Raw genomic sequence first — 23,882 nt, 5'->3', positions numbered from 1 at the left:
GAGGATTCCATGGGACAGAGCATGGCAACTTCCGGCAAGACGCGGCTGCTGATCGTGGATGATTCCATGTTCATGCGCATGGCCATTTCCGCGATGTGCGAGTTGCGCGACGATATCGAGGTGGTGGGGGAGGCGGAGAATGGTGATGAGGGCGTCGCCATGGCCGGCGAGCTGTCGCCCGACGTCATCACCATGGATCTCGACATGCCGAAGATGGACGGCATCACCGCGACCAAGCTGATCACCGAGCAGCGCAGCGTGCCGATCATCATCCTCAGTTCATTGTCCGAGCGCGGCAGCGAGCTCACCTTCCGCGCGCTCAATGCCGGGGCCAGCGACTTCGTCTGCAAATCCGCCTCGGCGCTGGATGTCGATCTCAGCAGCATCGCCGAGACGCTGGTCGAGAAGATCCAGCACTGGGGCAAGCAGGCGCGCCTGCAGACCGAACCCGCCGCGGCCGGCCCGGCGGCGCTCGTCCAGCAGCATCATGACCTGGCCTTCGCCATGGCCGGGGAGGGCGGGCCGCAGGCGCTGTCCACCCTGCTGCAGGGCATCCAGCGGCTGCGCATGCCGATGCTGGTCGCCCCCGACCTGCCGCCGCCGATGTTCAGCCCGTTCCTGCGCTTCCTCGAGACCCGCATCGCCCTGCCGATCTTCGCCGCCGAGGATGGCACCACGCTGGGACACGACCGCATCGCCGTGCTGGCGCCCGGCCAGGTGGCGCGGCTGGCCTTCAGGGCGGGCGGGCCGGTGCTGCAGGTCACGGCCTCGTCCCCTCCCGGCGCCACGCCGCTCGCGACGCTGCTGGCCTCGCCGGGGCTCGACGAACGCCGGCTGCTGGTCATGGCCCTCAGCGCCCAGCATGCCGACACCCTGGCGGCCGGCAGGCTGCGGGCCCTCGGGCATACGCTGGTCGCCCAGGACCCGGCCCATTGCATCGCCCGCGGCGCCAGCGACGCCCTGCTGCAAAGCGGTCTGGTCGGCACCGGCATGGGCCTGGCCGATATCAAGCAACTCGTCATGGAAGGTCACGCCCATGGCTGACAGAGCCGTCCCAGCCGCCGCCCGCGAAGCGGTGCGCCAGAAGCTGGAACAGATCCGCGGCCTCTATGCGGCGCGGCTGGGCGAGAAGCTCAGCGAGCTCGATGCCGCGCTGGAGCAGAGTCGCCGCAGCGGCGAAGGTCGCGACCTGAAGCTGGCGCTGCGCCTGGCGCACAATGTCGCCGGCACGGCCAGCGTCGTCGGCCTGCGCCGCGTCGGCCTGGCGGCGCTGGAATTCGAGAAGCTGCTGGACAGCATGGTGGAGCATGCCGGCCCGCTGCCCGATGCCGCCCTGGCCGCCGCCGCCCGCAGCCTGCACGCGGCCGCCGCCGAGGAGCTCGGCCTGCCGCAGCCCTGACCGCCGCGGCGGCGGGGCGCAGCAGGCGGGTGCCGCGGGACCGGCTCAGACCCCGAGACGGTCGCGCAGGCGCCCCTGCCAGACCGTGGCCGCGACGCCCAGCTTCCAGAAGCGGTGGAAGGGCATCGGCCGGACCGGGCTGAACGGCATGTCGATCGCGGCCTGCGGCGTGCCCTGGACCCGGCGGGCCAGCTGCCGCCCCATCGCGGTGGCCATGGCGACCCCGCGGCCATTATAGCCCAGCCCGATCAGCAGGCCGGGGGCCGGCTCGTGCAGATGCGGATAATGGTCGGCGGTCATCGCCAGCTGGCCATTCCAGCCATGCGACCAGCTTCGGCCCCGCATCGCCGGCCAGAGTGTTTCCGCGTAGCGCCGCAGATACTGCACGGGATCGGGGCTGCCGATCGGGCGCTGCGGGCCGCGGCCGCCCATCAGCAGCCGGTTGCCCTGGTCAACGCGGTAATAGACGGTGATATGGCCGCTTTCATAGACGGAGCCGCGCAGCGGCAGGATCTCGCGGGCGACCGCCTCGGGCAGCGGCTCGCTGGCGATGATCGAGCTGAACACCGGCGCCACGCTCTGCCGCAGGCCGGGCCAGAGATCGCCGGTATAGCCATTGGTGCCGAGCACCACCTGTTCGGCCAGCAGCGCGCCCTGCGGCGTCGTCACCCGCCAGAGCGCGCCCTCGCGCGCCAGCGACAGCGCCGGCGTGCCACCGAAGATCCGCGCGCCCTGGCGGGCCGCCGCCTGCGCCAGGCCGCGCGCGTAGGAGAGGGGGTTCACGTCGCCGCCGCGCGGGTCGTACAGGCCGCCGGCATAGCGGCGGGTGCCGGTCATGGCGGCGACCTCGGCCGCGTCGCGATAGACCGCCGGCATGCCGCGGCGGGCGCATTGCTCGGCGGTGGAGGCGGCGGCGGCGGCGTTCTGCGGCCGGATGGCGGCGCGCAGCGTGCCCTGCTGCCGCGCGTCGCAGCGGATCTGGTGGCGTCGCACCAGATCGAACAGCGCATCCGGCGCGCCGTAGGAGAGCGCCAGCATCCGCCCGCCCAGATCCTCGCCATGATCGGCGACCACCTGGTCCGGATCGGGCTTCAGCCCGGGATTGACCTGGCCGCCATTGCGCCCCGAGGCGCCCCAGCCGGGCTCGGCCGCCTCGATCAGCGCGGGCTGGACGCCCTGCTCGGCCAGGTGCAGGGCGGTGGACAGGCCGGTGAAGCCGCCGCCGATGATGGCGACCGGCACGCGCTGCACCTCCTGCAGCGGCGGGAAGGTGAGGCCGGGTTCGGCGGTCTCGGCGTAGAGGCTTGGCGGCAGCGGGGGCGTCATTCCCTGTCCTCCAGCGGCCGCAGCACGCGGCGAAGGAAATCCTGGGTGCGCGGGGCGCGCGGTGCGACCAGCACCTCGGCCGGCGGGCCTTCTTCCACGACCTTGCCGCGATCCATGAAGACGACATGGTCGGCGACCTCACGGGCGAAGCCGATCTCGTGCGTCACCACCATCATGGTCATGCCGCCGCGCGCCAGGTCGCGCATGACGCGCAGCACCTCGCCGACCAGCTCGGGGTCCAGCGCGCTGGTCGGCTCGTCGAACAGCACGGCGCGCGGCTTCATGGCCAGGGCGCGGGCAATGGCCACGCGCTGCTGCTGCCCGCCCGAGAGCTGCGCCGGATAGCTTTTTTCCTTTCCCGCCAGCCCGACCTTGGCGAGCAGGGCTGCGGCTTCCCGCTCGGCCACCTCGCGCGCCACGCCGAGGGCGTAGATCGGCCCCTCGGTAACATTCTCCAGCGCGGTGCGATGGCCGAACAGGTTGAAGCGCTGGAACACCATGCAGACCCTTTGTCGGACCGCGCGGATCTCCTTGTGGCTGCGGTCGACCCGCAGCCCGTCGACGCGGACATCGCCGCCCTCGTAGCTTTCGAGGCCGTTGACGCAGCGCAGCAGTGTCGACTTGCCCGAGCCCGAGGGGCCGATCACGCAGACCACCTTGCCCTCCGGGACCTTCAGCGAGATGCCGTCGAGAACGCGGTTGCTGCCGAAGCTCTTCTGCAGGCCTTCGATCTCGATCATGCGCGCCCGAACTTCTTTTCAAGCCGCCCGACCAGAATGATCAGCGGAACGCTCAAGGCCAGGTAAAGCAGGGCTGCGAGGGTAAAGACCTCCTGGTTCTTGAAGGTCGAGGAGGCGATCAGCCGCGACTGGGTGGAGATCTCGGCCACCGTGATGACGCTCGCCTGGCTGCTGTCCTTCAGCATCATGATCAGCATGTTGCCATAGGGCGGCAGCACGATGCGCACCGCCTGCGGCAGCACGACGCGGGTCAGGATGCGGAGCCGCGGCAGGCCGAGGCTTTCCGCCGCCTCGATGGCGCCGGGATCGACCGCCAGCATGCCGGAGCGGAACACCTCGCCCATATAGGCGGAATAGGCGACGCCGAGGCCGATGACGCCGGCCTGGAAGGCGGTCAGGTCGATGCCCATCTCGGGCAGCACGAAATAGATGTAGAACAGCTGCACGATGATCGGGATGCCGCGCAGGATGTTCACCACCGTCTTCGCCGGCCATTCCAGCCAGGCGATGCCGGAGGTGCGCATCAGGGCCCAGACCAGGCCGAGCAGCGTGGCGATGACCAGGGCGCAGAGGGTGACCGCCACAGTCACCCAGACGCCCTGCAGCAGGATCGGCAGGAAGTCGCCGGCCGCCTGCAGGAAGCCGGAAAAGGTCATCCCTGCACGGAGGGCGGCAGGTTCCACTTGGCGATCAGCGCCGCGACGCTGCCGTCGCCCAGCATCTTGGCGAGGCCGGCATTCAGCTTGGCCATCACCGGATCGCCCTTGCGGGTGCCGAGATTGACCGTGCCGACGACGCTGGGCTTGTAGCCGGGCAGCAGCTTGACGCCGCGGAAGGCGCCCTGGGCGATCTGGTAGCCGACGATCGGCCCGTCGCCGAAGCCCACCTTGATGCGGCCGAGCGAGACGTCGCGGATGATGTCGGCGACGCTGTCATAGGTGCGGACATCGAGGCCGGCGCGCTTGGCGGCATCGGCATAGGTGGTGCCGAGCTGCGCGCCGGCGGCGAGCCCCTTCATCTGCTCCATGCTGGTGAAGGTGACGCTGTCGTCGTCCTTCACCACGGCGCCCTCGCCATAGGCATAGACCGGCTCGGAGAAGTCGATCTGCTCGCGCCGCGCCGGCGTCGCCGTCATGGCGGCGGCGATGATGTCGATGCGGCTGGTGGTCAGCGAGGGGATCAGCGCCGCGAAGGGCGTGCCCTGCACATCGACGCCGAAGCCCTGATCCTTGCCGATGGCGGTGATCAGGTCGACCATGAAGCCGGTGATGGTGTTGGTCTTGGTGTCGAGGAAGGTGAAGGGGATGCCGGTCGGGGTCGAGCCGACCTTCAGCACCGGGCCCTGCGCCCGGGCCGCCGTCGTGGTGGCCGCCCCGAGCGCGGCGAGACCCGCCCCCAGCAAGATCCGACGCTGCAGCATTCTGTCTCTCCCGGCCAGGCCCATCCTGTCGCCGGCATCAGGCCATGCTGAAGCCTGGGCTGCCAAGCCGGTTTTTCACTGAACTGACAAAAATGCCCCGAAAATTATGACGGGTTTGAAAGCTGCCGGCCGCCCGGACCCTTCACCCGGCTTTCGCCGGCCTTGTAGAAGTACTGGCTCGCCACCAGCCAGCCCTTCAGCGGCCGCAGCGGCGGGATGCAGGTCAGCAGCATGAAGGGCAGGCTGGTGACCAGGTGCACCCAGAAGGGCGCGGCGAAGCGGGCCTCGATCCACAGCGCCAGCACGACGCTGGGCACGCAGGCGAAGCAGATGACGAAGAAGGCCGGGCCATCGGCCGGATCGGCATAGGAATAGTCCAGCCCGCAGACCTCGCATTCGCGGCGCAGGGCCAGGAAGCCCTTGAAGATGTGTCCCTGGCCGCAGCGCGGGCAGCGGCCGCGCGTGCCGGTCTGGAAAGGCGGAAGCGGCGGCCACTCCTCGGTGGGGGTGCCCATGGTGCAGAAATCCCTGATCGGGGCGGCAGGGGGTCTGCCGTCAATGCCGCATTGTATGTGGTATGTATGGAGATTGCGTCAAGCCGAATCAGACCACCAGCTGCGGCCCTTCCGGCCCGCGGCGCAGCAGCCGCGCCACCACCGCCAACCCCTGGCGCAGCGCGGCGCGTCCCTCGGCGGCGCCGAGCCCGAGGCGCAGCGCCTCCGGCGGCGGGCCCAGCGCGAAGGCGTCGCTGGCCACGGCGCCGATGCCGGCGGCGCGCAGCTCGGCCAGGAAGGCCTGCCGCTGCCAGGCCGCTGGCAGCGGCAGCCAGGCATGGAAGCCCTCCGCATCGGCGGCGACCGCCTGGCCCGACAGCGCCTCGCGCAGGATGGCCTGGCGGGCGGCCGCCTCGGCGCGCACCGCGTCGCGGATGGCGATGGCGGTGCCCTGCTCGATCCAGCGGGTGGCGATGCCGGCGGTGAGCGGCGAGGCCAGGCCGGCCGTGGCCCGCAGCGCCGCCGCCGCCCGCGCGGTCAGCGCCGCGTCGGGCAGCAGCAGATAGGCGATGCGCAGCGCCGGCGACAGGCTCTTGGCCAGGCCGGCGACATGGAAGACGCTGTCCGGGGCCAGGGCGGCCAGCGGCGGCAGCGGCGCCGCGGGCAGCGCGCCATAGGCGTCGTCCTCGACGATCGGCACGCCATGGCGGCGGGCGATGGCGACCAGCGCCTCGCGCCGCGGCAGCGGCAGGGTGGCGGTGGTCGGGTTCTGCAGCGTCGGGGTGCAGTAGAGCGCCTTCGGCCGCTCGCTGCGGCAGACCGCCTCGAAGGCTTCCGGCAGCAGGCCGTCGCGGTCCATGGCGACCGGCAGCAGCCGCAGCCCGAGATGCGCCGCCAGGGCGCGAAAGCCCGGATAGGTCAGCGCCTCGGCCGCCACCGCATCCCCGGGCTGGGTCAGCAGCGAGAAGACCGTCAGCAGGGCGCCCTGGGCACCGGGGCAGAGCAGCAGGCGCGCCGCCTCGGCGCCGGGCAGGCGGGGGGCCAGCCAGGCCTGGCCGGCGGCGCGGTCGCGGCCGCTGCCGCCCGGCTCCTGGTAGCGCAGCAGCAGCGGCATGCCGCCATCCTGCTCGAGCCCGGCGATCCCCTCCCACAGCCGCGCCTCCAGCCCGAGATCGGCGAAGCGCGGCGGCAGGTTCATGCTCATGTCGACCAGCCCGCTGGCGGCGGGCAGCGGCGCCGCGGCGCGGCGGCGGACATAGGTGCCCTGGCCGACCCGGCCCTCGACCAGACCGCGGCGGGCCGCCTCGGCATAGGCGCGGCTGACGGTGGTGAAGTCGATGCCGAGCGCCTGGGCCAGGCTGCGCTGCGGCGGCAGGCGCTGGCCGGGGGCCAGGCGGCCGGCCGCCAGGTCGGTGCCGATCGCCTCGGCGATGGCGAGATAGAGTGGCCCCCCGGCGCGGTCGAGCAGGGGGACCCAGGGCTGCGTCAGGGTGTCGCCGGGCATGAGGTGATCAATCCATGCAATTACCCCCTATTGTATGGATATTGCCGCCGCCGCAAGCCCTATCCGCCGCCATCCCCCATCAGCGACCGCATGCCGCGCCGCCCGGCGATCGCCGCCACCAGGGCGATGGCCGCCAGGCTGAGGCCGATCATGATGGTGGCGATGGCGGTGATGGTCGGGTTCACCTCCAGCATCAGCTCGTTGAACATGCGCTTCGGCACGGTCTGGTAGGTGCCGGCGACGAAGAGGGTGACGATCACCTCGTCGAAGCTGCTGATGAAGGCCAGGATATAGGCCGAGGCCAGGCTGGGCACGAGGTTGGGCAGCAGCACCCGCCACAGCATCTGCGGCCGCGAGGCGCCGAGGGTGAAGGCGATCTGCTCGATGCGCGCGTCGAAGCCGCGGATGCCCACGCCGACGATCAGCACCACGAAGGGCACCGCCAGGATGACATGCGCCAGCACCAGGCCGAGGGCGCTGCCGAGCAGCCCGACGCGGGCGAGGAACAGGTAGAGCGCGACGGCGATGACGATGGCCGGCAGGATCATCGGCGCCACGAAATTCGCCTCCAGCCAGCCGCGCCCGCGAAAGCGGCCGCGGGTGATGGCATAGGCGGCGAGGCTGCCCAGCACCAGCGCGATGGCGCTGGAGACCAGCGCCAGCAGCCCCGAGGTCAGCAGCGCCTCGACCCAGCGCGGATCGGCGAAGAAGCTCTGGTACCAGCGCAGCGACAGGCCGGGCGGCGGGAATTGCAGCGAGCTGGCGCTGGAGAAGGACATGACGACGACGATGACGATCGGCACCAGCAGGAAGCCGAGCGAGAGCAGCGCGACCAGCCGCGCCAGGGACCCCGCCTTCATGCGCCGCGCGCCCCGATGGCCCGATACAGGGCGAACAAGCCCAGCGTCGTCACCAGCAGCAGCGTGGAAATAGCGGCCGCCAGCTCCCAGCGCGGCATCAGGTTGATCAGCACGTCGAGCATATTGGCGATCATCGGCACCCGCCCGCCGCCGAGGATGGCCGGCGTCACATAGAAGCCCAGGGTCAGGATGAAAACGAGAAGAATGCCGGCGGCGAAGGCCGGCAGGGTCAGCGGGAAGAAGACCCGCCAGAAGATCGCGCGCTGGCTGGCACCCAGCGTGGCGGCGGCCTGGAACAGCCGGTCGTCCAGCTTCAGCATCGCCGCCAGCAGCGGCAGCACCAGGAAGGGCAGCAGCACGTTGGTGGTGCCGATGGTGACGCCCAGCGTGTTGTAGAGGAAGGAGACCGGCGCCTCGACCAGGCCGAGGCCGAGCAGCGCGCGGTTGACCAGGCCGCCATTGCCCAGCACGACGATCCAGGCATAGGTGCGCACCAGCACGCTGATCCAGAAGGGCATCAGCACCAGGGTCAGCGCGATCAGCTGCGCCCGGCCCGACAGGGTGCGGATCCAGAAGGCCAGCGGATAGCCGAGCAGCCCGCAGACCGCGGCGGTGATCGCCGCCAGCCAGAAGGTATTGCCCAGCACGCGCAGATACATCGGTGTCTGCACCAGCTCCGCCCAATGCGCGACCGTGGGATGCGGGCTGAGGAAGCTCTGCGCCAGCATCGCCAGGATCGGCAGGTTGAAGGCGACCAGCATCACCGCCAGCAGCGGCAGGGCATAGGCGCCGGCCCCCGGCCGCCGCCGCGGCAGGGCCGTGGCCGGGGCGGGAACCGTCGTGGCGGACATGCGCGTCAGAAGCCGAGCTTGAACTGCTGCCAGCGCCGCTCAACGATCTCCGCATTGTCGTACCACCAGTTCACGTCGTGCTGGAACTGCTTGTCGCGATGCGCGGTCGGGAACTCGGCCAGCTTGTCCTGCGGCAGCAGCGGCGTCAGCGCCGGGCTCGGGCCGGTGTAGGAGATGATGGCGGCGGCTTCGGCCTGGGCGGGGGCCTTGCTGAATTCGCGCAGCAGCCGCATCGCTGCCGCCTTGTCGGCCGGGTCGGCGCCGCGCGGCACCACCAGATAGGCGCAGTCCAGCGCCGCGAAGTCGAAGGTGTAGCTGATGCCCGGCGTCGCCGCGACGCGGCCGGAATAGGAGGCGGCGTATTGCACCTCATTGTCGCGCAGCAGCTGCGGCGGCTGGGCGCCGGCGGTCCACCAGACGGCGACGTCTTTCTTGATCCGCTCCAGCACGCGGAAGGCGCGGTCCATGTCGAGCGGGAACAGCTTCTCCGGCGGCACGCCATCGGCGAGCAGGGCGAAGGCCAGGGTATAGGGCCGGTCCTGCAGGCTGCGCTTGCCGGGGAAGTCGCGGGTGTTGAAGAAATCCGCCCAGGTCTTCGGCGCCTTGGCATCGCTGCGCCAGGCCATCAGCGTCGAGTAGTACTGCCAGCCGAAGCCGAGCGGCAGCCGCGCCTCGGGATACATCTCGTCAGGCGCGATGGCGTTCCAGTCGAGCGGCTCGAGCAGGTTCAGCGCCTCGCCCTGCTTCACCTGGGTGCTGCCGACCTCGAACAGCACGACGGGCGGGCGGCCGGCCTGCACCAGGGTGCGCAGCTTGCCGAAGGGGTTCGGGCTTTCGCGCACCACCTTGGTGCCGGTCGCGGCGGTGAAGGGACGGATATAGGGCTCCATCGATTCGCCGGACTTGCCGCCGGCCTCGATCATGCGGATCTCGCGCACGGTCTGCGCGCGCAGGATGCGCGGCGCGGCTAGGGGCAGGGCGAGGCCGGTGCCGGCCAGGATCAGGCCGCGGCGGGTGACGGGCATGGCGCGCTCCTCTGATGGCGGAAGGCGGGGCAAGGCACGGCAGGCACGGAATATTTCAGGCACGCGACGGCGCAGGCACGGCACGGGGCTCAGGCGGGCAGCAGCGTCGCCTGGGCGGCCGGGACGTCAGGGGCGGAGAGGCCGGGCTCGGGCAGCAGCCAGGCATCGCCCGGATCCCAGGCCAGGTGCAGCAGCGTGCCGGGCGCCGGCGGGGTCGCGGCGCCGGCCTGGGCGACCAGGCGCAGGCCCTGCGCCGTCTGCAGGTGCCAGCGCTGCAGATGGCCGAGATAGACCGCCTGGCGGAACTGCGCCGGCAGCGTGCCAGGCAGCGGCCCCGGGGCGATGCGGATCTGCTCGGGACGGATCACGGCGGTGGCCAGCGCGCCTTCCGGCCGGCCGGCGGCGTCGCAGGCGACCACCGCCTCGCCCCCCTCCAGCCGCAACCCGCCACGGATCAGCCGGCCCTGCAGCAGGTTGGCGATGCCCAGGAACTCGGCGACGAAGCGGCTGGCCGGGCGGCGATACACCGCGTCGGGCGCGCCCACCTGCTGCACCGCGCCCTCGTTCAGCACCAGCAGCCGGTCGGAGAGCGACAGCGCCTCCTCCTGGTCATGCGTCACCAGCAGCGTGGTGATGCCGAGCTCGCGCTGCAGCGATTTCAGCTCGACCTGCACCTCCTCGCGCAGCTTCCTGTCGAGCGCGCCGAGCGGCTCGTCGAGCAGCAGGATATCGGGCTCGAAGACCAGGGCGCGGGCGAGCGCCACGCGCTGCTGCTGGCCGCCGGACAATTGCGCCGGACGGCGCTTCTCGAGGCCGGTCAGCCGCACCCGCGCCAGGGCGGCGGCGACCTTGCGGGCCACCTCCTCGCGCGGCACGCCGCGCACGGCGAGCGGGAAGGCGACGTTGCGGAAGACGTCGAGATGCGGGAACAGCGCATAGGACTGGAAGACCAGGCCGATGCGGCGTTCCTGCGGCGGCAGGTCGGTGACGTCGCGCCCGGCGATGCGGATCCGCCCGGCGCTCGGCGCGGTCAGCCCGGCCACCATCGACAGCACCGTGGTCTTGCCCGAGCCCGAGGGGCCGAGGATGGTCAGGAACTCGCCCTGCTCGACCCGGGCCGAGAGGCGTTCCACCGCGACCAGCGCGCCGTAGCGCTTCTCGATCCCCTCGAAGACGATGTCACCCAAGCGGCGATCCTCCTCTGCAGCCTCGGGTGCGATGACCCGTCCGGACAGCATCGGAACAATTCCGCCGCCGTCGCAAGCCTGTTTTTCGATCCTTCCTGCCTTGCCCGCGGTTTCCTCGAAGGTTCTGCTTCAGGCCTCCGCCGCGGCGACGGCCTCGAGCAGCGCCAGGCGCAGCAGCGTGGTCTCGGACTCGCCCATCGGCGTCGACAGCGCGCCGGAGCAGTTGGGCGTCAGCAGCACGCCGCGCTGCAGCAGGCCGGCCTGCACCGCGGCCAGCGCGCCGGGCCCGCGCGGCGGCGGCGTGATCGAGCGGTAGTCGCGGATCTCGTCGCGCGTCAGGTGCAGGCGGAACAGCGCGCCGAGGCCGGTCAGTTGCGCGGCGAGGCCAGCGCTGCGGAAGGCGGCGTTGGTCGCCTGCCGGAAGGCGTCGCCGAGCGCGGCCAGCCGGGTGATGGCCGCCTCGTCATAGCCGGCGAGGGTGGCGGCGCCGGCCACCATGGTCAGCGGATTGGCCGAGAAGGTGCCGCCCAGCGCGACGCCCGGCCGGCCGCGGGTGTGGTCGAAGACCGCCATGCGCGCCGCCGGCCCGGCCACCGCCCCGGCCGGCAGCCCGCCGCCGATGATCTTGCCCAGCGCCACCAGATCCGGCTCGACGCCGAACAGGGTATGCGCGCCGGCGTGATGCAGGCGGAAGCTGATCACCTCGTCGAAGACGAGCAGGAAGCCGTCGCGCTGGCGGGCCTCCTGCAGCACCTCGAGCAGCGCGGCGCTCACCGGCACCATGCCGATGCGCGAGGGCAGCGGATCGATCACCACCGCGGCCAGCCGGCTGCCCTGGCGGCGCAGGATCTCGCGGCAGCGCTTCGGATCGCCGAAGGGCAGCACGACGGTCTCGGTCAGCAGCATCGGCGGCGTGCCGCGGCAATAGGGCACCGAGGCGGGGTTGCCGTCCGGCCCGTCCCAGTTCTGCGGCCCGCAATCATAGGAGATCTCGAGCGCGTCATAGGTGCCGTGATAGGCGCCCTCGAACTTGGCGATGGCGCTGCGGCCGGTCAGCGCGCGCGCCGCCTTGACCGCGAACATCACCGCTTCCGTGCCGGAATTGCAGAAGCGCACCTGCTGCAGCAGCGGCGCCCGCTGGCTGATCATCTCGGCCAGCTCGGTCTCGTAGGGCGTCGGCAGGCCGAAGGCGGTGCCCTGCGCCGCGGTCTCGCGGATCGCCGCCACGACCGGCGGGAAGGCATGCCCGTGGATCAGCGAGAAGAAGTTGTTGGAGGCGTCGAGCAGGCGGCGGCCGTCGAGATCGGTCAGCCAGCAGCCTTCGCCGCGTTGCGCATAGGGCGGGTGCGGGGCGAACCAGGAGGAGGGGCGCATGCTGCCGCCGGGGATCACCTCCCGGGCGTCGCGATAGGCGGCGGCCGATCGCGACGACGAGGGCGCCAGGCCTTCCTGATTCGACAGCAGCGCGGGGTGCCGGTGCATCATCGGGGCCTCGAGGTTCAGCAAGGCGCGTTGAAATGGCTCACATCCTTGCGAGACCGGAGTGGAACATATGGTTCTGCGAACTGCAACATGGATCATTTGGGTTGAACGTTTCTTTTCCCGAATATATGTCGTGCATGACCGACACGACCTCGCCGGACCGCCCGCCGCCTGATCCGGACCCGTCCGATCCGCTGACCGATGCCATCGCCGCGCTGCTGCCGCTGCTTTCCGGTCCGATCGCGGCGGCAGCGCGGCATGTCCTGGCGCATCCCGAGGATGTCGCCGTCTTCTCGATGCGCGAGCTGGCGCGGCGGGTGGAGGTGCCGCCGGCGACGCTGGTGCGGCTGGCGCGGCGGCTCGGCCTGCCCGGCTATGGCGCGCTGCGCCGCCACTATGTCGAAGGGGTGCGCCAGGGCCATGCCGGGGCCGTCGGCGGGGTCGCCGCCACCCGCAACCTCAGCCGCGCCCGCTCGCTGGCCGCCGCCGCGCCGCCCGGCATCGCCGAGGCCTTCCTGGCCGCCGAGCAGGAGGTGCTGCGCCAGAGCCTGCGCGGCCTGGCGCCGGCCGCGCTGGAGGAGGCGGTGGCGCTGCTGGCCGGCGCCGGCCGCGTCTATGTCGTCGGGCGCCGCACCGCCTTCGCCCCCGCCTACTCGCTGGCCTATGCGCTGCAGAAGGCGCGGCCCGGCGTCGCGCTGCTGAGCGATATCGGCGGCGCCCCGGAGGCGGCGCTGGAGGATGCCGCGCCGGGCGACGTGCTGGTCGCCATCACCTCGGCGCCCTTCTCCCGCCCGGTGATCGGCCTGGCCGAGCAGGCCGCGGCCGCCGGCGCCCGCGTCATCGCCATCGCCGAGGCCGCCATCCCGCCGCTGCGCCGGCTGGCCGGGCCGCTGGTCTTCATCGCGCCGGCCCGCGGCGGCGCCTTTCCGGAATCGGTCGGCGGGGCCCTGGCCATCGCCCATCTGCTGGTGGCGCTGGTGGTCGCCCGGCTCGGCCCGGCCGCCGAGCGCCGCATCGCGGCCAATGAGCGCCGCATCGTCGCCGGCGGCGAGTTCCTGCTGGCCGGGCCGCGTCCCGCCAGGAGGGGCGGCGCCGCAGCGGCGGAGGGCTGATCCGGCGGGCCGCCGCCCGGCCTCAGGCGCGCGCCAGGAAGCGCACCGGCGGAATGGCCGGCAGGGTCTCGGCGGCGCGGGCGCGCAGCGCGGCGCGGCGCTCGGCATGGACGAAGGGACAGGCCTCCAGCAGCCTTGCCACGTCGACGACCGGGATCGCCTGCCGCATCTCGCCCATCAGCGACAGCGCCTCGGTGTCGCCGTCCACGGCGATGGCGCGTGCGGCCGGCCAGCCGACCGAGGCCCAGTAGTCGCGGAACTTGAAGTCGTCGCCGAGCGGCCGGTCGCTGAACTTGATCCAGCTTGCCGGCACGCCATAGGCATGCGCGGCGATCAGCCCGTGCAGCGAGCTGGAGACGATTGCGCGGCAGGAGAGGATCGCGTCCAGCACCTCGGTGATGCCGCCGGTGATGTCGATGATCTTGACCCGCAGCCCCGCCGGGATGCGCGGCAGCGGCTCGACCCCCGCCTCGCGGAAATGCTGGATGATGCCGAGGTCGTGCTCCACGGCGATGGCGGGCCGGTAGAACATCGGCATCAGCAGTGCCGGGTCGCCATAGACCGCCGGGCAGTCGCGCCCGGCGGCCAGCAGCTTGGCGCGGGTCAGCGGGCCGCGCACGGCATGGATGGCGCGCAGCGCGGGGATGGGGTCGCCGGCCGAGATGAAGCCGGAGCCCCAGATCACATGGTTGCGGCCGCCGCTGCGGATGCCGCTGCCGATGACCTTGAAGACCGCCTCCGCGCCGCGGTGACCGGCCGGCCCGGGCGTCGCGACCGGCCGGTGGTCGACATGCAGCGCCGGCCTTCCGCTCAGCAGCCGGACCAGGGGCCGGTTCAGCTTGTCGCCCCAGTTGCGTGCCACCGCCTTCTGTCGCGGCCAGTCGCAGACCAGCGGTGCGCCATGCCGCATCGCCCGGTCGCGCGGGGAGGCGACGGCGCGCAGGCCCTTCGGCAGTTGCGCGCCGTGCAGGGGCGGCATCGCCGCCGCCAGCCGGTCATAGGCGGCGGCCAGTGCCTCCGCTTCGGCGATCGCCGCCGTGTCGAGCGCCGCCTCGGGCAGCGGTTGCAGCCGCGCCGGGTCGGCACCGTCCAGCTCCGCCGCCATCTGCGCCGAGGCGCGGCCGGAGGTCAGAATGGCATCGGCCTCCGCCGCCAGCCACCGCCGGATGGCCGGTGCGGCGCAGGCCTGCGGTCCGGCCTGCTGCGCCCGCCAGAGGATCCGGCCGCCGAGCTTGCGCCAGCGGGCCAGCTGCCGCAGGGTCAGCGCCTCGGCCGCGGCGGCATCGGCCGCGCCCTGCACGAAGCCTTCCTCCTCCTGCACATGCAGCAGCGCCGGCACCCCCGCCTCGAGATGGCCGATCGCCTGCCAGAGCTGTGCCTGTGGCGGCGGGTTCTCCCGCAGCGCCGCGGCGGAAGCCTGATCGGCGAAGGCGGCGCGATAGCGCCCGGCCAGCGGCGCCTGCAGCAGGAGCGGTGCCATGGTCTCGCGCGACACCGGGCAGAAGAAGACAAGCACTCCAGCAAATCCTTCGTGGTCGATGTCCCGGATAGGAAAAGGCACCGCCACGAACAACCCGCGACGATCGGAAGATACGAAACCGTTCTGTTCTGGCGATGGCAGGAGTCGCCCGTCGGGAATGTCATCCCGATTGCCTGAAGCACGGTCGATGCCGTGGCCGATTGCCTCGATCCCGGTCATCGCCGTCTTCCCCGTGCCGCATCGGCGCCGCGGCACCCCTGCCCGGGTCAACGGATCTGCGCCACTCTGCCGCGCATGTCCGACATGCCCGCGCCCGCGACGACCGCCATCCGGCCCCCGCTCTGGCTGCTGGTGATGATCACCACCTCCGGCACGGTGGGCATCCACATCTTCGTGCCTGCCCTGCCGCAGGCCGCCGCCGAATTCGGCGTCTCCACCGGCGCCATGCAGCTGACCATCAGCCTCTATGTCCTGGGGCTCGCCCTCGGGCAGCTCGGCTATGGCCCGCTGTCGGACGCGCTGGGCCGCAAGCCGGTGCTGCTGGCCGGGCTGGCGCTCTATGCCGCGGCCGGGCTGGCGGCGGCGCTGGCACCGGAGGTGCGCTTCCTGATCGGCGCGCGGCTGTTGCAGGCGCTCGGCGGCTGCGCCGGGCTGGCGCTGGGCCGCGCCATGGTGCGCGACACCGCCGCGCCGAAGGAGGCCGCCTCGCGCCTGGCCATGCTCAACCTGGCGGTCTCCATCGGGCCGGGCATCGCCCCCTTCCTCGGCTCGCTGCTGGCCGAGACGCTGGGCTGGCGCGCCGTCTTCGCCAGCCTCAGCGCGGTCGGTGCCCTGACCACCGGCCTCGCCTGGTGGCGGCTGCGCGAGACCCGGCAGGGTGCCGAGAGCCGTGGCCTCGCCGCCCTGCTGCGGGATTACCGGCAGCTGGTCACCACGCCGGCCTTCCTCGGCTTCGCCATCGGCGGCGGCTGCGCCACCACCAGCTGGTACGCCTATCTGGCGGCGCTGCCCTTCATCCTGGTGCAGCAGCTCGGCCGGCCGGTGCACGAGATCAGCCTGGTCTATGTGCTGCTGGTCGGCGGCACCGCGCTGGGCAATATCCTGGCCAACCGGCTGGTGGCGAAGCTCGGGCTGGCGCGGCTGCTGCGCCTCGGCAGCGGCGGCGGCTGCCTGGGCGCTTTTCTGTTCTTCGGCGCGGCGGTGTCCGGGCATCTCACCCTGACCCTCGCGGTGCTCGGGCCGCTGATCTTCGCGGTCGGCGTCGGGCTGGCCAGCCCGCTGGCGCTGACCCGCGCCGTCAGCGTCAATCCGCGGGTGATCGGCTCGGCGGCCGGGCTCTACGGCTTCAGCCAGATGGCGGTGGGCGCGCTTTGCACGGCCCTCGCGGGCCTCGGCAGCGACCCGGCCATCGCCGCCGCGGTGGTGCTGGCCGGTGCCGCGCTGCTCGGCCAGCTGGCCTTCGCCGTGGCGCTCGCCGCCGATCGCCGCTGACACGGCCCCTTGCGCCGGCGCCCGTTCCGCGCCCTGCTGCCGGCTCGAGGAACGCGGGAAGGAACGGAACCATGGATCTTCAGCTGAGGGGCAGGCGGGCGCTGGTCACCGGCGCCTCGCGCGGCATCGGCCGCGCCACCGCCGGGGTGCTGGCCGCGGAGGGCTGCGACCTGCTGCTGGTCGCGCGCGACACGGCGAAGCTCGAGGCGGCGGCCGGGGAGCTGCGCGCCCGCCACCAGGTCGCGGTGGATATCCTGGCGGTCGACCTGTCGCAGCAGGCGGAGGTGGAGCGCCTGGCCGCCGCCGCCGGCCGGGTCGACATCCTGGTCAACAATGCCGGCGCCATCCCGCCCGGCGACCTGCTGGCGGTGGACGACGCCACCTGGCGCGCCGCCTGGGACCTCAAGGTCTTCGGCTTCATCAGCCTGACCCGTGCGCTCTACCCGGCGATGAAGGCGCAGGGCGCCGGCGTCGTGGTCAATGTCATCGGCGCGGCGGGCGAGAAGTTCCCGCCCGGCTATATCGCCGGCGCCGCCGGCAATGCGGCGCTGATGGCCTTCACCAAGGCGTTGGGCAAGGCGGCGCCGAAGGACGGCCTGCGCGTCGTCGCCATCAACCCCGGCCCGGTCGCCACCGAGCGGCACGAGATGCTGGCCCGCCACGCCGCGGCGCAGAAGGGCGACGAGAGCCGCTGGCGCGACCAGTATGCCGCCATGCCCTTCCAGCGCGCGGCCAAGCCCGAGGAGATCGGCCAGGCCGTCGCCTTCCTGGCCAGCCCCTGCTCGGGCTATACCTCCGGCACGGTGCTGACCATCGACGGCGGCGCCGGCTAGCGACCGGCACGGCCGCTGGGGCTGCCGGGCCTCGGCTCAGCCGGGCGCCCAGAGTCGCGGCAGGGCGCCGGCCGGGCCGCCGACCGGGTCACTGGCGGGGCAGGGCAGGGCCTGGATGCGCGCCAGCGCCTCGGGGCTGGCGGCAGCGCGGCAGATATCGAAATCCTGGCCGGTCGGATAGGCCCCGACCAGCAGGAAATCGGCGCTGCCCACCAGCAGGCGATGGCCGGTGCCGGCCGGCAGCACCAGCACGTCGCCGGCGGCGATCCGCCGCTCCACCCCGCCCGGACCGCCGAGCAGCACCTGCGCCGCGCCGCGGGCGCAGCCCAGCGCCTCATGCGCCGTCGAATGATAGTGGTGGTAGTCGTAGAGCCCGTCGCGCCATTGCGGTGCCCAGCCATGCCGCTGGAACAGCGCCTCGAAGTCAGCGGCACGGTCGCCCGCCGCGGCCCCAAGCACGTCGCGATAGAGCAGCACCGGCAGGGCCGGGTTGTTCGGCACCCAGCCATGCGCCGCGAAGCGCAGCAGCTCCGGCGCGGTCATGGTCGGCGGGGTGGGGGTGTCAGCCATGGGCAGCCTCCCTGGCGCCGCGGCGGGGGGCTGGGCGGGCCGCGGCTTTCGGCGCAATCTGCGCCTCTTGCCGCTTCAGGAGCACGCTTTTCATGCCCGACTACGATCTCGTCATCCGCAACGGCACCGTGGCCACCGCCAGCGATGTCTTCGCCGCCGATATCGGCGTGCGCGATGGCCAGGTCGTCGCCCTGGCACGCAACCTGCCGGCCGGGGCGCGCGAGATCGACGCCACCGGCAAGCTGGTGCTGCCCGGCGGCGTCGACACCCATTGCCATGTCGACGAGCCGCGCGCGCCGCCCACCGCCAGCGCCGACAGCTTCGCCAGCGGCAGCGCCTCGGCCGCGGCCGGCGGCACCACCAGCCTGATCTGCTTCGCCAAGCAGGGGCCGACGATCTCGGCCACCGACGCCATCGCCGCGCATCACCAGCGCGCCCGCCGTGCCCGCATCGACTATTCCTTCCATATCACCCTGACGGATCCGACGCCGGAGGTGCTGGAGCAGCAGCTGCCCGCGCTGGTCGAGGCCGGCCACCGCAGCTTCAAGATTTTTCTGACGTATAGTGGCTCGCGGATCACCGACGGGCAGGCGCTGAAGGTGCTGGCGGCGGGGCGCAAGTTGGGTGCGCTGGTCTGCATCCACGCCGAGCATCATGAATTGATAGAATTCTACACCGAGGCGCTGGTCGCCGCCGGGCTGACGGCGCCGAAATACCACGCCTGGGCCAAGCCGATGATCGTCGAGCGCGAATGCGTCCACCGCGTCTGCGCCCTGGCCGAGGCGCTGGACACGCCGATCCAGGTCTTCCACGTCTCCGGCGCCGAGGCGGCGGAGGAGATCGCCCGCGCCCAGGATCGCGGCCTCAAGGTCTGGGCCGAGACCTGCCCGCAATACCTGGTGCTGACCGCCAACGACATCGACCGCCCCGGCTTCGAGGGCGCCAAGTTCATCTTCAGCCCGGCCGGCCGCACCACGGCGGACCAGGAGGCGCTGTGGGCGGCGATCCGCCGCGGCACCATCTTCAACGTCACCTCCGACCATGCGCCGACCCGCTATGCCGGGCCGGACGGCAAGCTGGCCTTCGGCGCCGACGCGCCCTTCACCAAGGTGCCGAACGGCGTGCCGGGCCTGGCCGCCCGCCTGCCGATCCTGTTCAGCGAGGGCGTGGCCAAGGGCCGCATCGACCTGCAGACCTTCGTCGCCATCACCGCCACCAACCCGGCCAAGCTGTTCGGCCTGGCGCCGCGCAAGGGCACCATCGCCATCGGCGCCGATGCCGACATCGCCATCTGGGACCCGGCGAAGCAGGTGACGCTGACCAACGCGCTGATGCTGCACGACAACGACCACACCCCCTATGAGGGGATGGAGGTCACCGGCTGGCCGGAGATCACCCTGGTTCGCGGCGTCCCGGTGGTCGAGCATGGCAAGGTGGTGGCCGAGGAAGGCCACGGCCGGTTCCTGGCGCGCGGGCCCTATGACTTCATCGCCCCGCGCGGCGTCTTCCCGACCCCCTTCAACCCGGTCGACCGCACCGTCGTCGGGTGAGCCCCCGCCGGGCCGCGTCTCGACAGCGCGGCCCGGCGGCCCAATATCTGGCGGCGAACCAGCACAGGAGGCTCCCCCCATGGACCACGCGACCTATCCGGTGACGCGCTCCGACGAGGAATGGCGCCAGCGCCTGACGCCCGAGCAGTACTACATCATGCGCGCCCATGGCACCGAGCGGCCGGGCAGCTGCGCCCTGCTGCAGGAGAAGCGCTCCGGCACCTTCTCCTGCGTCGGCTGCGACACCCCACTCTTCGCCAGCAACGGCAAGTTCGAGAGCGGCACCGGCTGGCCGAGCTTCGGCGCGCCGATCGAGGGCTCGGTGCAGACCACCACCGACCGCAGCCACGGCATGGTGCGCACCGAGGTGCATTGCGCCACCTGCGGCAGCCATCTGGGCCATGTCTTCCCGGACGGCCCGCCGCCGACGCATCTGCGCTACTGCATCAACGGCGTCGCGCTCAACTTCACCCCGGACGCCTGATGTCCCGCGCGGTGATCCGCGACATGCCCCGCGCGGCGCCCCGCGACGCCTTCCGCCGCCTGCTGGCGGCGGAAGGCTGCGTCCACCCGGCCTCGGTCTGCGACCCGCTGGCCGCCCGCATCGCCGACGAGCTCGGCTTCGAATGCGGCATCCTGGCCGGCTCCACCGCCGCGCTGGCGGTGCTGGGCTCGCCCGACCTGGTGCTGCTGACGCTGACCGAATTCGCCGAGCAGGCCCGCCGCGTCACCCGCGCCTCGGACCTGCCGCTGCTGGTCGATGCCGATCACGGCTATGGCAATGCGCTCTCGGCGCAGCGCACGGTGCAGGAGCTGGAAGCCGCCGGCGTCGCCGCACTGACGCTGGAGGACACCATGCTGCCGGCGCCCTATGGCAGCACCGCGCCGCAGCTGACCTCCGTCGAGGAAGGGGCGGGCAAGCTGCGCGCCGCGCTGGCCGCAAGGCGCGACCCTGGCCTGGTGATCCTGGGCCGCACCGGGGCGCTGGCGATCTCCGGGCTGGAGGACACGCTGGCGCGGGTGCGCGCCTATGCCGCCACCGGGGTCGATGGCCTGTTCTTCTCGGGCGTTTCCTCGCGGGAGGAGGTCGCCGCGATCCGCGCGGTGACCGACCTGCCGCTGGTCGTGGCCTTCGCCGGCGCCGCCATCGCCGACCGCGACTGGCTGGCCGGGCAGGGCGTGCGCATCGCCCTGCAGGGCCACCAGCCGATCATGGCCGCGACCCAGGCGGTCGAGGCGACGCTGCGCGCGCTGCGCGAGGGCACCGCGCCGGCCGCGCTGCCCGGCCTGGCCCCGGCCGCCACCATGGCGCGGCTGATCCAGGCGGAGGACTACCGCCGGAAGGCGCGCGACTACCTCGGCGGCTGATCGGGAGGCCGCCCCCTGGCGCCCTGCCGGACCGGACGGCACACTGCCGGCCAAACCGGGAGGGAGCAGCGCCAGCATGGCCATCACCAGACAGGCATTCGGCCCCGAGGGCTGGCCGGTCGCCCGCTTCGGCTTCGGCTGCGGCGGCGTCGGCGGGCTGATGGTCCGCGGCGCGCCCGCCGACCAGGAGCGCGCCGTCGCCCGCGCGCTGGAAGCCAGGGTCAACTACTTCGACACCGCGGTGCAGTACGGCAATGGCGCCTCGGAGGAGAATCTCGGCCGCGTGCTGCGCGCGCTGACGCCGCGCGACGCGCTGGTCGGCACCAAGGTGCGCATCCCCTCGGCCGAGTTCGGCGACATCGCCGGCGCCATCGCCCGCTCGCTGGACGGCAGCCTGCGGCGCCTGCAGCGCGAGCAGGTCGACATCTTCTACCTGCACAACGAGATCACCCTGGCCGGCGGTGGCGAGGACCTCTCGGTCCGCCAGGTGCTGGAGGAGGTGGTGCCGGCCTTCCGCGCACTGCAGGCCGCCGGAAAGTTCCGCCTGCCGGCGATCTCGGCGGTGGGCGAGACGGCGGCGCTGCACCAGGTGCTGGAGGCCGGCTTCTTCGGCGCGGCGCAGGTCATCTACAACCTGCTGAACCCCACGGCCGGGGCGGCGGTGCCGCCGGGCTTCCCGGCGCAGGATTTCGGCCGGCTGCTGGACCGCTGCCAGGCGGCGCGGATCGGCACCGTCGGTATCCGCGTGCTGGCCGGCGGCGCGCTCAGCGGCACGTCAGCGCGCCACCCGGTGGCCAGCGCGGCGCCGGCGCCGATGGGCTCCGGCCACAGCTATGACGAGGATCTGGCGCGCGCCGCGCGGCTGCGGCCGCTGGTCGAGGAGGGCTTCGCCGCCTCGCTGCCGGAGGCCGCGATCCGCTTCGCCCTGTCGCATCCCGGCCTGGGCTGCGTGCTGGTCGGCACCGCCAGCCCCGAGGAACTCGAGGACGCCCTGGCGGCGATCGCCCGCGGCCCGCTGCCACCCGAGGCGCTGGCCCGCATCGCCCAGCTTTCAGAGGGCCTGGCCGCCGGCTGACCGGCGGCGGCTCAGCCGAGCGGCGCGGTGCGGTGGAGCGTGACGCGCAGCCCGCCATGCGGCACCGGCGGGCCGGGCGGCAGGAAGGGCAGGCCAGTGGCCCGGGCCAGCGTCGGCTCGCTGGTCAGCAGGCCGACGCGCCAGCCGGCGAAGCGGGTCTGCAGCACCTGGCCGATGGCGCGGTAGAGCGGCACCAGCGCGCGCTTGTCGCCGATGCGGCTGCCATAGGGCGGGTTCAGGATGACCAGGCCGGGGCCTTCGCTCTCCGGCGGGGTGACCTCGCTGATCGCCGCCTGGCAGAAGGTGCAGAAGGCCTCGACCCCGGCGCGGGCGGCATTGGCCTGGCTCATGGCGACGGCGCCGGCATCGCGGTCGCTGCCGTGGAAGCGGGCCGCGGGCGTGCGCTGGCTCTGCACGCCGCGCATGGTCTCCCAGGCCGCGGCGTCGAAGCTGGCGAGCTGCTCGAAGGCGAAGCGGCGGGCGCGGCCGGGGTTCAGCCGGGCGGCGATCTCGGCCGCCTCGATGACGAAGGTGCCGGAGCCGCACATCGGGTCCAGCACCGGCTCGGCGCCGTCGAAGCCGCATTGCTGCAGGAAGGCCGCGGCCATGGTCTCGCGCAGCGGCGCCGCATTGACCGCCGGCTTGTAGCCGCGCCGGTGCAGCAGCTCGCCCGAAGTGTCGAGGCTGATGGTGCAGAGGTCGTTCTCGATGCGGGCGCGCACCAGCACGGGGGCGTCGGCGGCGGGGGTGGCGCCGAGGGTCTCGCGGATCGCGGTCTCGATGCGCTCGGCGGCGGCGCCGGAATGGTAGATGCGCGAACCGCTGCAATCGGCCTCGACCCGGAACGGCACGTCGGGGCGCAGCACCGTGGCCCAGGGCACGTGGCGGGCGCGGGCGTCGAGCTGGTGCAGCTCGCGCACCTTGAAGCGGTCGAGCCGCGCCAGCACCCGGCTGGCGCCGCGGATCCAGAGATTGGCGCGCCAGACCTCGGGCCAGCCGCCCTCGATCACCACGCCGCCGGGCACCGCGCGCGGCCGCCGGAAGCCCTTGAGCCGGACCTCGGCGCAGAGCGTCTCCTCCAGCCCGGGCAGGGTGGCCAGGAAGATCTCGAAGGGTTTGTGCGGGGGGGTCATGGCGCCTGCGCGGAAGGAAAGCCGGGCTGTCTAGCACCCCCGGCGGCGCGCAAGAAGTCGATGAAGGCCCGCAGCGGCGCCGGCACCAGCCGCCGGCCCGGATAGTAGAGGAAGGGGCCGGGGAAGCGCTGCCACCACGCCTCCAGCACCGGCACCAGGGCGCCGCTGTCGAGATGCGGGCGCAGCCAGTCCTCGAACAGGAACAGCACGCCGCTGCCGGCCAGCGCCGCCTCGACCAGCAGGTCGGTGCCGGCGCCGATGCGGACCACCAGCGGGCCGCCGGGGTCGACCAGCACCACCTCGCCGTCGCGCTCGAATTCCCAGGGCGGCATGGCGCCGCTGGTGAAGCGGCCGCGCAGGCAGGCATGCGCCAGCAGGTCGCGCGGATGCTGCGGCACGCCATGGCGGGCCAGATAGGCGGGGGCGGCGACGGTGGCGAAGCGCTGCTCGCGCGGGCCGATGGGGAGCGCGATCATGTCCTGCTCCAGCCGCTCGTCATAGCGGATGCCGGCATCGCAGCGGGCGGCGACCAGGTCGACGAAGCTGTCCTCCACCTCGAGCTCCACCCGGATCTCGGGGAAGGCGGCCAGGAAGCGCGGCAGGATCGCGGGCAGCACCAGCCGGGTGGCGCTGACCGGGACGTTCAGCCGCAGCGTCCCGGCCGGGCGGTCGCGGAAGCCGTTGACCACGTCGAGCGCCGCATCGACCTCGGCCAGCGCCGGGCCGAGCCGCTCCAGCAGGCGCTGGCCGGCCTCCGTCGCGGTGACGCTGCGGGTCGTGCGATGGAGCAGGCGGACCCCCATGCCGTCCTCCAGCCGGCGCACCGCCTCGCTCAGGCCGGAGGCGCTGGCGCCGGTCAGCCGCGCCGCCTCGCGGAAGCCACGGGCGCGGGCCACCGCCAGGAAGGCGTTCAGGTCGCCGAGATCGGGCTTCATCGTTCGCCACTCCGCACAGGCTGTGCGGATTGTCCCTGATTATTGCG

General features: G+C 72.7%; 24 protein-coding genes. 9 read left to right on the top strand and 15 right to left on the bottom strand.

Annotated features, from left to right (window positions below):
• Nucleotides 1-9 precede the first annotated feature (9 nt).
• Entirely contained in the window at nucleotides 10-1,044 is a 1,035-nt protein-coding gene (locus WFI16_RS10280; protein ID WP_419897738.1) for a response regulator, read from the top strand.
• Nucleotides 1,037-1,399, top strand: a complete 363-nt coding sequence (locus tag WFI16_RS10275) for an Hpt domain-containing protein (protein WP_419897737.1) — start codon at nucleotides 1,037-1,039, stop codon at nucleotides 1,397-1,399. Before WFI16_RS10280 ends, WFI16_RS10275 begins: the two co-directional genes overlap by 8 nt.
• Before the next feature lie 45 nt (nucleotides 1,400-1,444).
• Here the strand turns inward: WFI16_RS10275 and WFI16_RS10270 are convergent, their stop codons facing one another.
• The 11 genes from WFI16_RS10270 to WFI16_RS10220 form a co-directional block, all read right to left on the bottom strand.
• Nucleotides 1,445-2,725 (bottom strand): NAD(P)/FAD-dependent oxidoreductase, encoded by a 1,281-nt coding sequence (locus WFI16_RS10270; protein ID WP_419897736.1) that lies wholly within the window; start codon nucleotides 2,723-2,725, stop codon nucleotides 1,445-1,447.
• Nucleotides 2,722-3,465, bottom strand: a complete 744-nt coding sequence (locus WFI16_RS10265) for an amino acid ABC transporter ATP-binding protein (protein ID WP_419897735.1) — start codon at nucleotides 3,463-3,465, stop codon at nucleotides 2,722-2,724. The genes WFI16_RS10270 and WFI16_RS10265 overlap by 4 nt, the downstream gene beginning before the upstream one ends.
• Nucleotides 3,462-4,121, bottom strand: coding sequence for an amino acid ABC transporter permease (locus WFI16_RS10260; RefSeq protein ID WP_419897734.1), 660 nt, complete (start codon nucleotides 4,119-4,121; stop codon nucleotides 3,462-3,464). Before WFI16_RS10260 ends, WFI16_RS10265 begins: the two co-directional genes overlap by 4 nt.
• Entirely contained in the window at nucleotides 4,118-4,885 is a 768-nt protein-coding gene (locus WFI16_RS10255) for an ABC transporter substrate-binding protein (protein ID WP_419897733.1), read from the bottom strand. Before WFI16_RS10255 ends, WFI16_RS10260 begins: the two co-directional genes overlap by 4 nt.
• Nucleotides 4,886-4,989: 104 nt before the next feature.
• Nucleotides 4,990-5,400, bottom strand: coding sequence for a DUF983 domain-containing protein (locus WFI16_RS10250; RefSeq protein ID WP_419897732.1), 411 nt, complete (start codon nucleotides 5,398-5,400; stop codon nucleotides 4,990-4,992).
• Nucleotides 5,401-5,488: 88 nt separating this feature from the next.
• Nucleotides 5,489-6,883 carry an aminotransferase-like domain-containing protein gene (locus WFI16_RS10245; protein ID WP_419897731.1) on the bottom strand — a complete coding sequence of 465 codons (1,395 nt, stop codon included), beginning with the start codon at nucleotides 6,881-6,883 and terminating at the stop codon, nucleotides 5,489-5,491.
• Between the two features lie 59 nt (nucleotides 6,884-6,942).
• Entirely contained in the window at nucleotides 6,943-7,743 is an 801-nt protein-coding gene (locus WFI16_RS10240) for an ABC transporter permease (RefSeq protein WP_419897730.1), read from the bottom strand.
• Nucleotides 7,740-8,594 (bottom strand): ABC transporter permease, encoded by an 855-nt coding sequence (locus WFI16_RS10235; protein ID WP_419897729.1) that lies wholly within the window; start codon nucleotides 8,592-8,594, stop codon nucleotides 7,740-7,742. The genes WFI16_RS10240 and WFI16_RS10235 overlap by 4 nt, the downstream gene beginning before the upstream one ends.
• A 5-nt stretch (nucleotides 8,595-8,599) precedes the next feature.
• Nucleotides 8,600-9,619: an extracellular solute-binding protein gene (locus WFI16_RS10230; RefSeq protein WP_419897728.1), complete on the bottom strand. Its 1,020-nt coding sequence runs from the start codon at nucleotides 9,617-9,619 to the stop codon at nucleotides 8,600-8,602.
• An 89-nt stretch (nucleotides 9,620-9,708) separates the two neighbouring features.
• The gene (locus tag WFI16_RS10225) at nucleotides 9,709-10,806 is read right to left on the bottom strand and encodes an ABC transporter ATP-binding protein (protein ID WP_419897727.1); all 1,098 of its coding nucleotides are present in this window, start codon (nucleotides 10,804-10,806) and stop codon (nucleotides 9,709-9,711) included.
• 129 nt (nucleotides 10,807-10,935) lie between these two features.
• On the bottom strand, nucleotides 10,936-12,312 hold the full coding sequence (locus tag WFI16_RS10220; protein ID WP_419897726.1) for an aspartate aminotransferase family protein: 1,377 nt from the start codon (nucleotides 12,310-12,312) through the stop codon (nucleotides 10,936-10,938).
• Nucleotides 12,313-12,425: 113 nt separating this feature from the next.
• On the opposite strand from WFI16_RS10220, the gene WFI16_RS10215 reads away from it, so the two are divergent.
• Nucleotides 12,426-13,400 carry a MurR/RpiR family transcriptional regulator gene (locus tag WFI16_RS10215; RefSeq protein ID WP_419897725.1) on the top strand — a complete coding sequence of 325 codons (975 nt, stop codon included), beginning with the start codon at nucleotides 12,426-12,428 and terminating at the stop codon, nucleotides 13,398-13,400.
• A 22-nt stretch (nucleotides 13,401-13,422) separates the two neighbouring features.
• Here the strand turns inward: WFI16_RS10215 and WFI16_RS10210 are convergent, their stop codons facing one another.
• Entirely contained in the window at nucleotides 13,423-14,916 is a 1,494-nt protein-coding gene (locus WFI16_RS10210; RefSeq protein ID WP_419897724.1) for a polysaccharide pyruvyl transferase family protein, read from the bottom strand.
• 267 nt (nucleotides 14,917-15,183) lie between these two features.
• Between WFI16_RS10210 and WFI16_RS10205 the strand changes: the two genes are divergently transcribed.
• Together WFI16_RS10205 and WFI16_RS10200 are read left to right on the top strand one after the other, a co-directional pair.
• Nucleotides 15,184-16,371, top strand: coding sequence for a Bcr/CflA family efflux MFS transporter (locus WFI16_RS10205; protein ID WP_419897723.1), 1,188 nt, complete (start codon nucleotides 15,184-15,186; stop codon nucleotides 16,369-16,371).
• 71 nt (nucleotides 16,372-16,442) lie between these two features.
• Entirely contained in the window at nucleotides 16,443-17,204 is a 762-nt protein-coding gene (locus tag WFI16_RS10200) for a short-chain dehydrogenase/reductase (RefSeq protein WP_419897722.1), read from the top strand.
• A 36-nt stretch (nucleotides 17,205-17,240) separates the two neighbouring features.
• Here WFI16_RS10200 and WFI16_RS10195 read toward each other — a convergent pair whose 3' ends face one another.
• The gene (locus WFI16_RS10195) at nucleotides 17,241-17,774 is read right to left on the bottom strand and encodes a cupin (RefSeq protein ID WP_419897721.1); all 534 of its coding nucleotides are present in this window, start codon (nucleotides 17,772-17,774) and stop codon (nucleotides 17,241-17,243) included.
• Nucleotides 17,775-17,866: 92 nt separating this feature from the next.
• Between WFI16_RS10195 and hydA the strand changes: the two genes are divergently transcribed.
• The 4 genes from hydA (at nucleotide 17,867) to WFI16_RS10175 (ending at nucleotide 21,767) form a co-directional block, all read left to right on the top strand.
• Nucleotides 17,867-19,324 carry a dihydropyrimidinase gene (gene hydA / locus WFI16_RS10190; RefSeq protein ID WP_419897720.1) on the top strand — a complete coding sequence of 486 codons (1,458 nt, stop codon included), beginning with the start codon at nucleotides 17,867-17,869 and terminating at the stop codon, nucleotides 19,322-19,324.
• A 79-nt stretch (nucleotides 19,325-19,403) separates the two neighbouring features.
• On the top strand, nucleotides 19,404-19,808 hold the full coding sequence (gene msrB, locus WFI16_RS10185) for a peptide-methionine (R)-S-oxide reductase MsrB (RefSeq protein ID WP_419897719.1): 405 nt from the start codon (nucleotides 19,404-19,406) through the stop codon (nucleotides 19,806-19,808).
• A complete protein-coding gene (locus tag WFI16_RS10180; RefSeq protein WP_419897718.1) occupies nucleotides 19,808-20,692 on the top strand; it encodes an isocitrate lyase/PEP mutase family protein in 885 nt (294 codons plus the stop codon). Before msrB ends, WFI16_RS10180 begins: the two co-directional genes overlap by 1 nt.
• 76 nt (nucleotides 20,693-20,768) lie before the next feature.
• Nucleotides 20,769-21,767: an aldo/keto reductase gene (locus WFI16_RS10175; protein ID WP_419897717.1), complete on the top strand. Its 999-nt coding sequence runs from the start codon at nucleotides 20,769-20,771 to the stop codon at nucleotides 21,765-21,767.
• A gap of 11 nt (nucleotides 21,768-21,778) precedes the next feature.
• Here the strand turns inward: WFI16_RS10175 and WFI16_RS10170 are convergent, their stop codons facing one another.
• Both WFI16_RS10170 and WFI16_RS10165 read right to left on the bottom strand, forming a co-directional pair.
• The gene (locus WFI16_RS10170) at nucleotides 21,779-22,900 is read right to left on the bottom strand and encodes a THUMP domain-containing class I SAM-dependent RNA methyltransferase (RefSeq protein ID WP_419897716.1); all 1,122 of its coding nucleotides are present in this window, start codon (nucleotides 22,898-22,900) and stop codon (nucleotides 21,779-21,781) included.
• On the bottom strand, nucleotides 22,897-23,835 hold the full coding sequence (locus WFI16_RS10165; RefSeq protein ID WP_419897715.1) for a LysR family transcriptional regulator: 939 nt from the start codon (nucleotides 23,833-23,835) through the stop codon (nucleotides 22,897-22,899). The genes WFI16_RS10170 and WFI16_RS10165 overlap by 4 nt, the downstream gene beginning before the upstream one ends.
• Between the last annotated feature and the right edge of the window lie 47 nt (nucleotides 23,836-23,882).

Origin of the sequence: Roseomonas sp. USHLN139, assembly GCF_037145735.1 — a bacterium.
In the GTDB taxonomy this organism is placed as follows: Bacteria; Pseudomonadota; Alphaproteobacteria; order Acetobacterales; family Acetobacteraceae; genus Pseudoroseomonas.
This window is presented reverse-complemented; position numbering and strand designations above follow the sequence as displayed.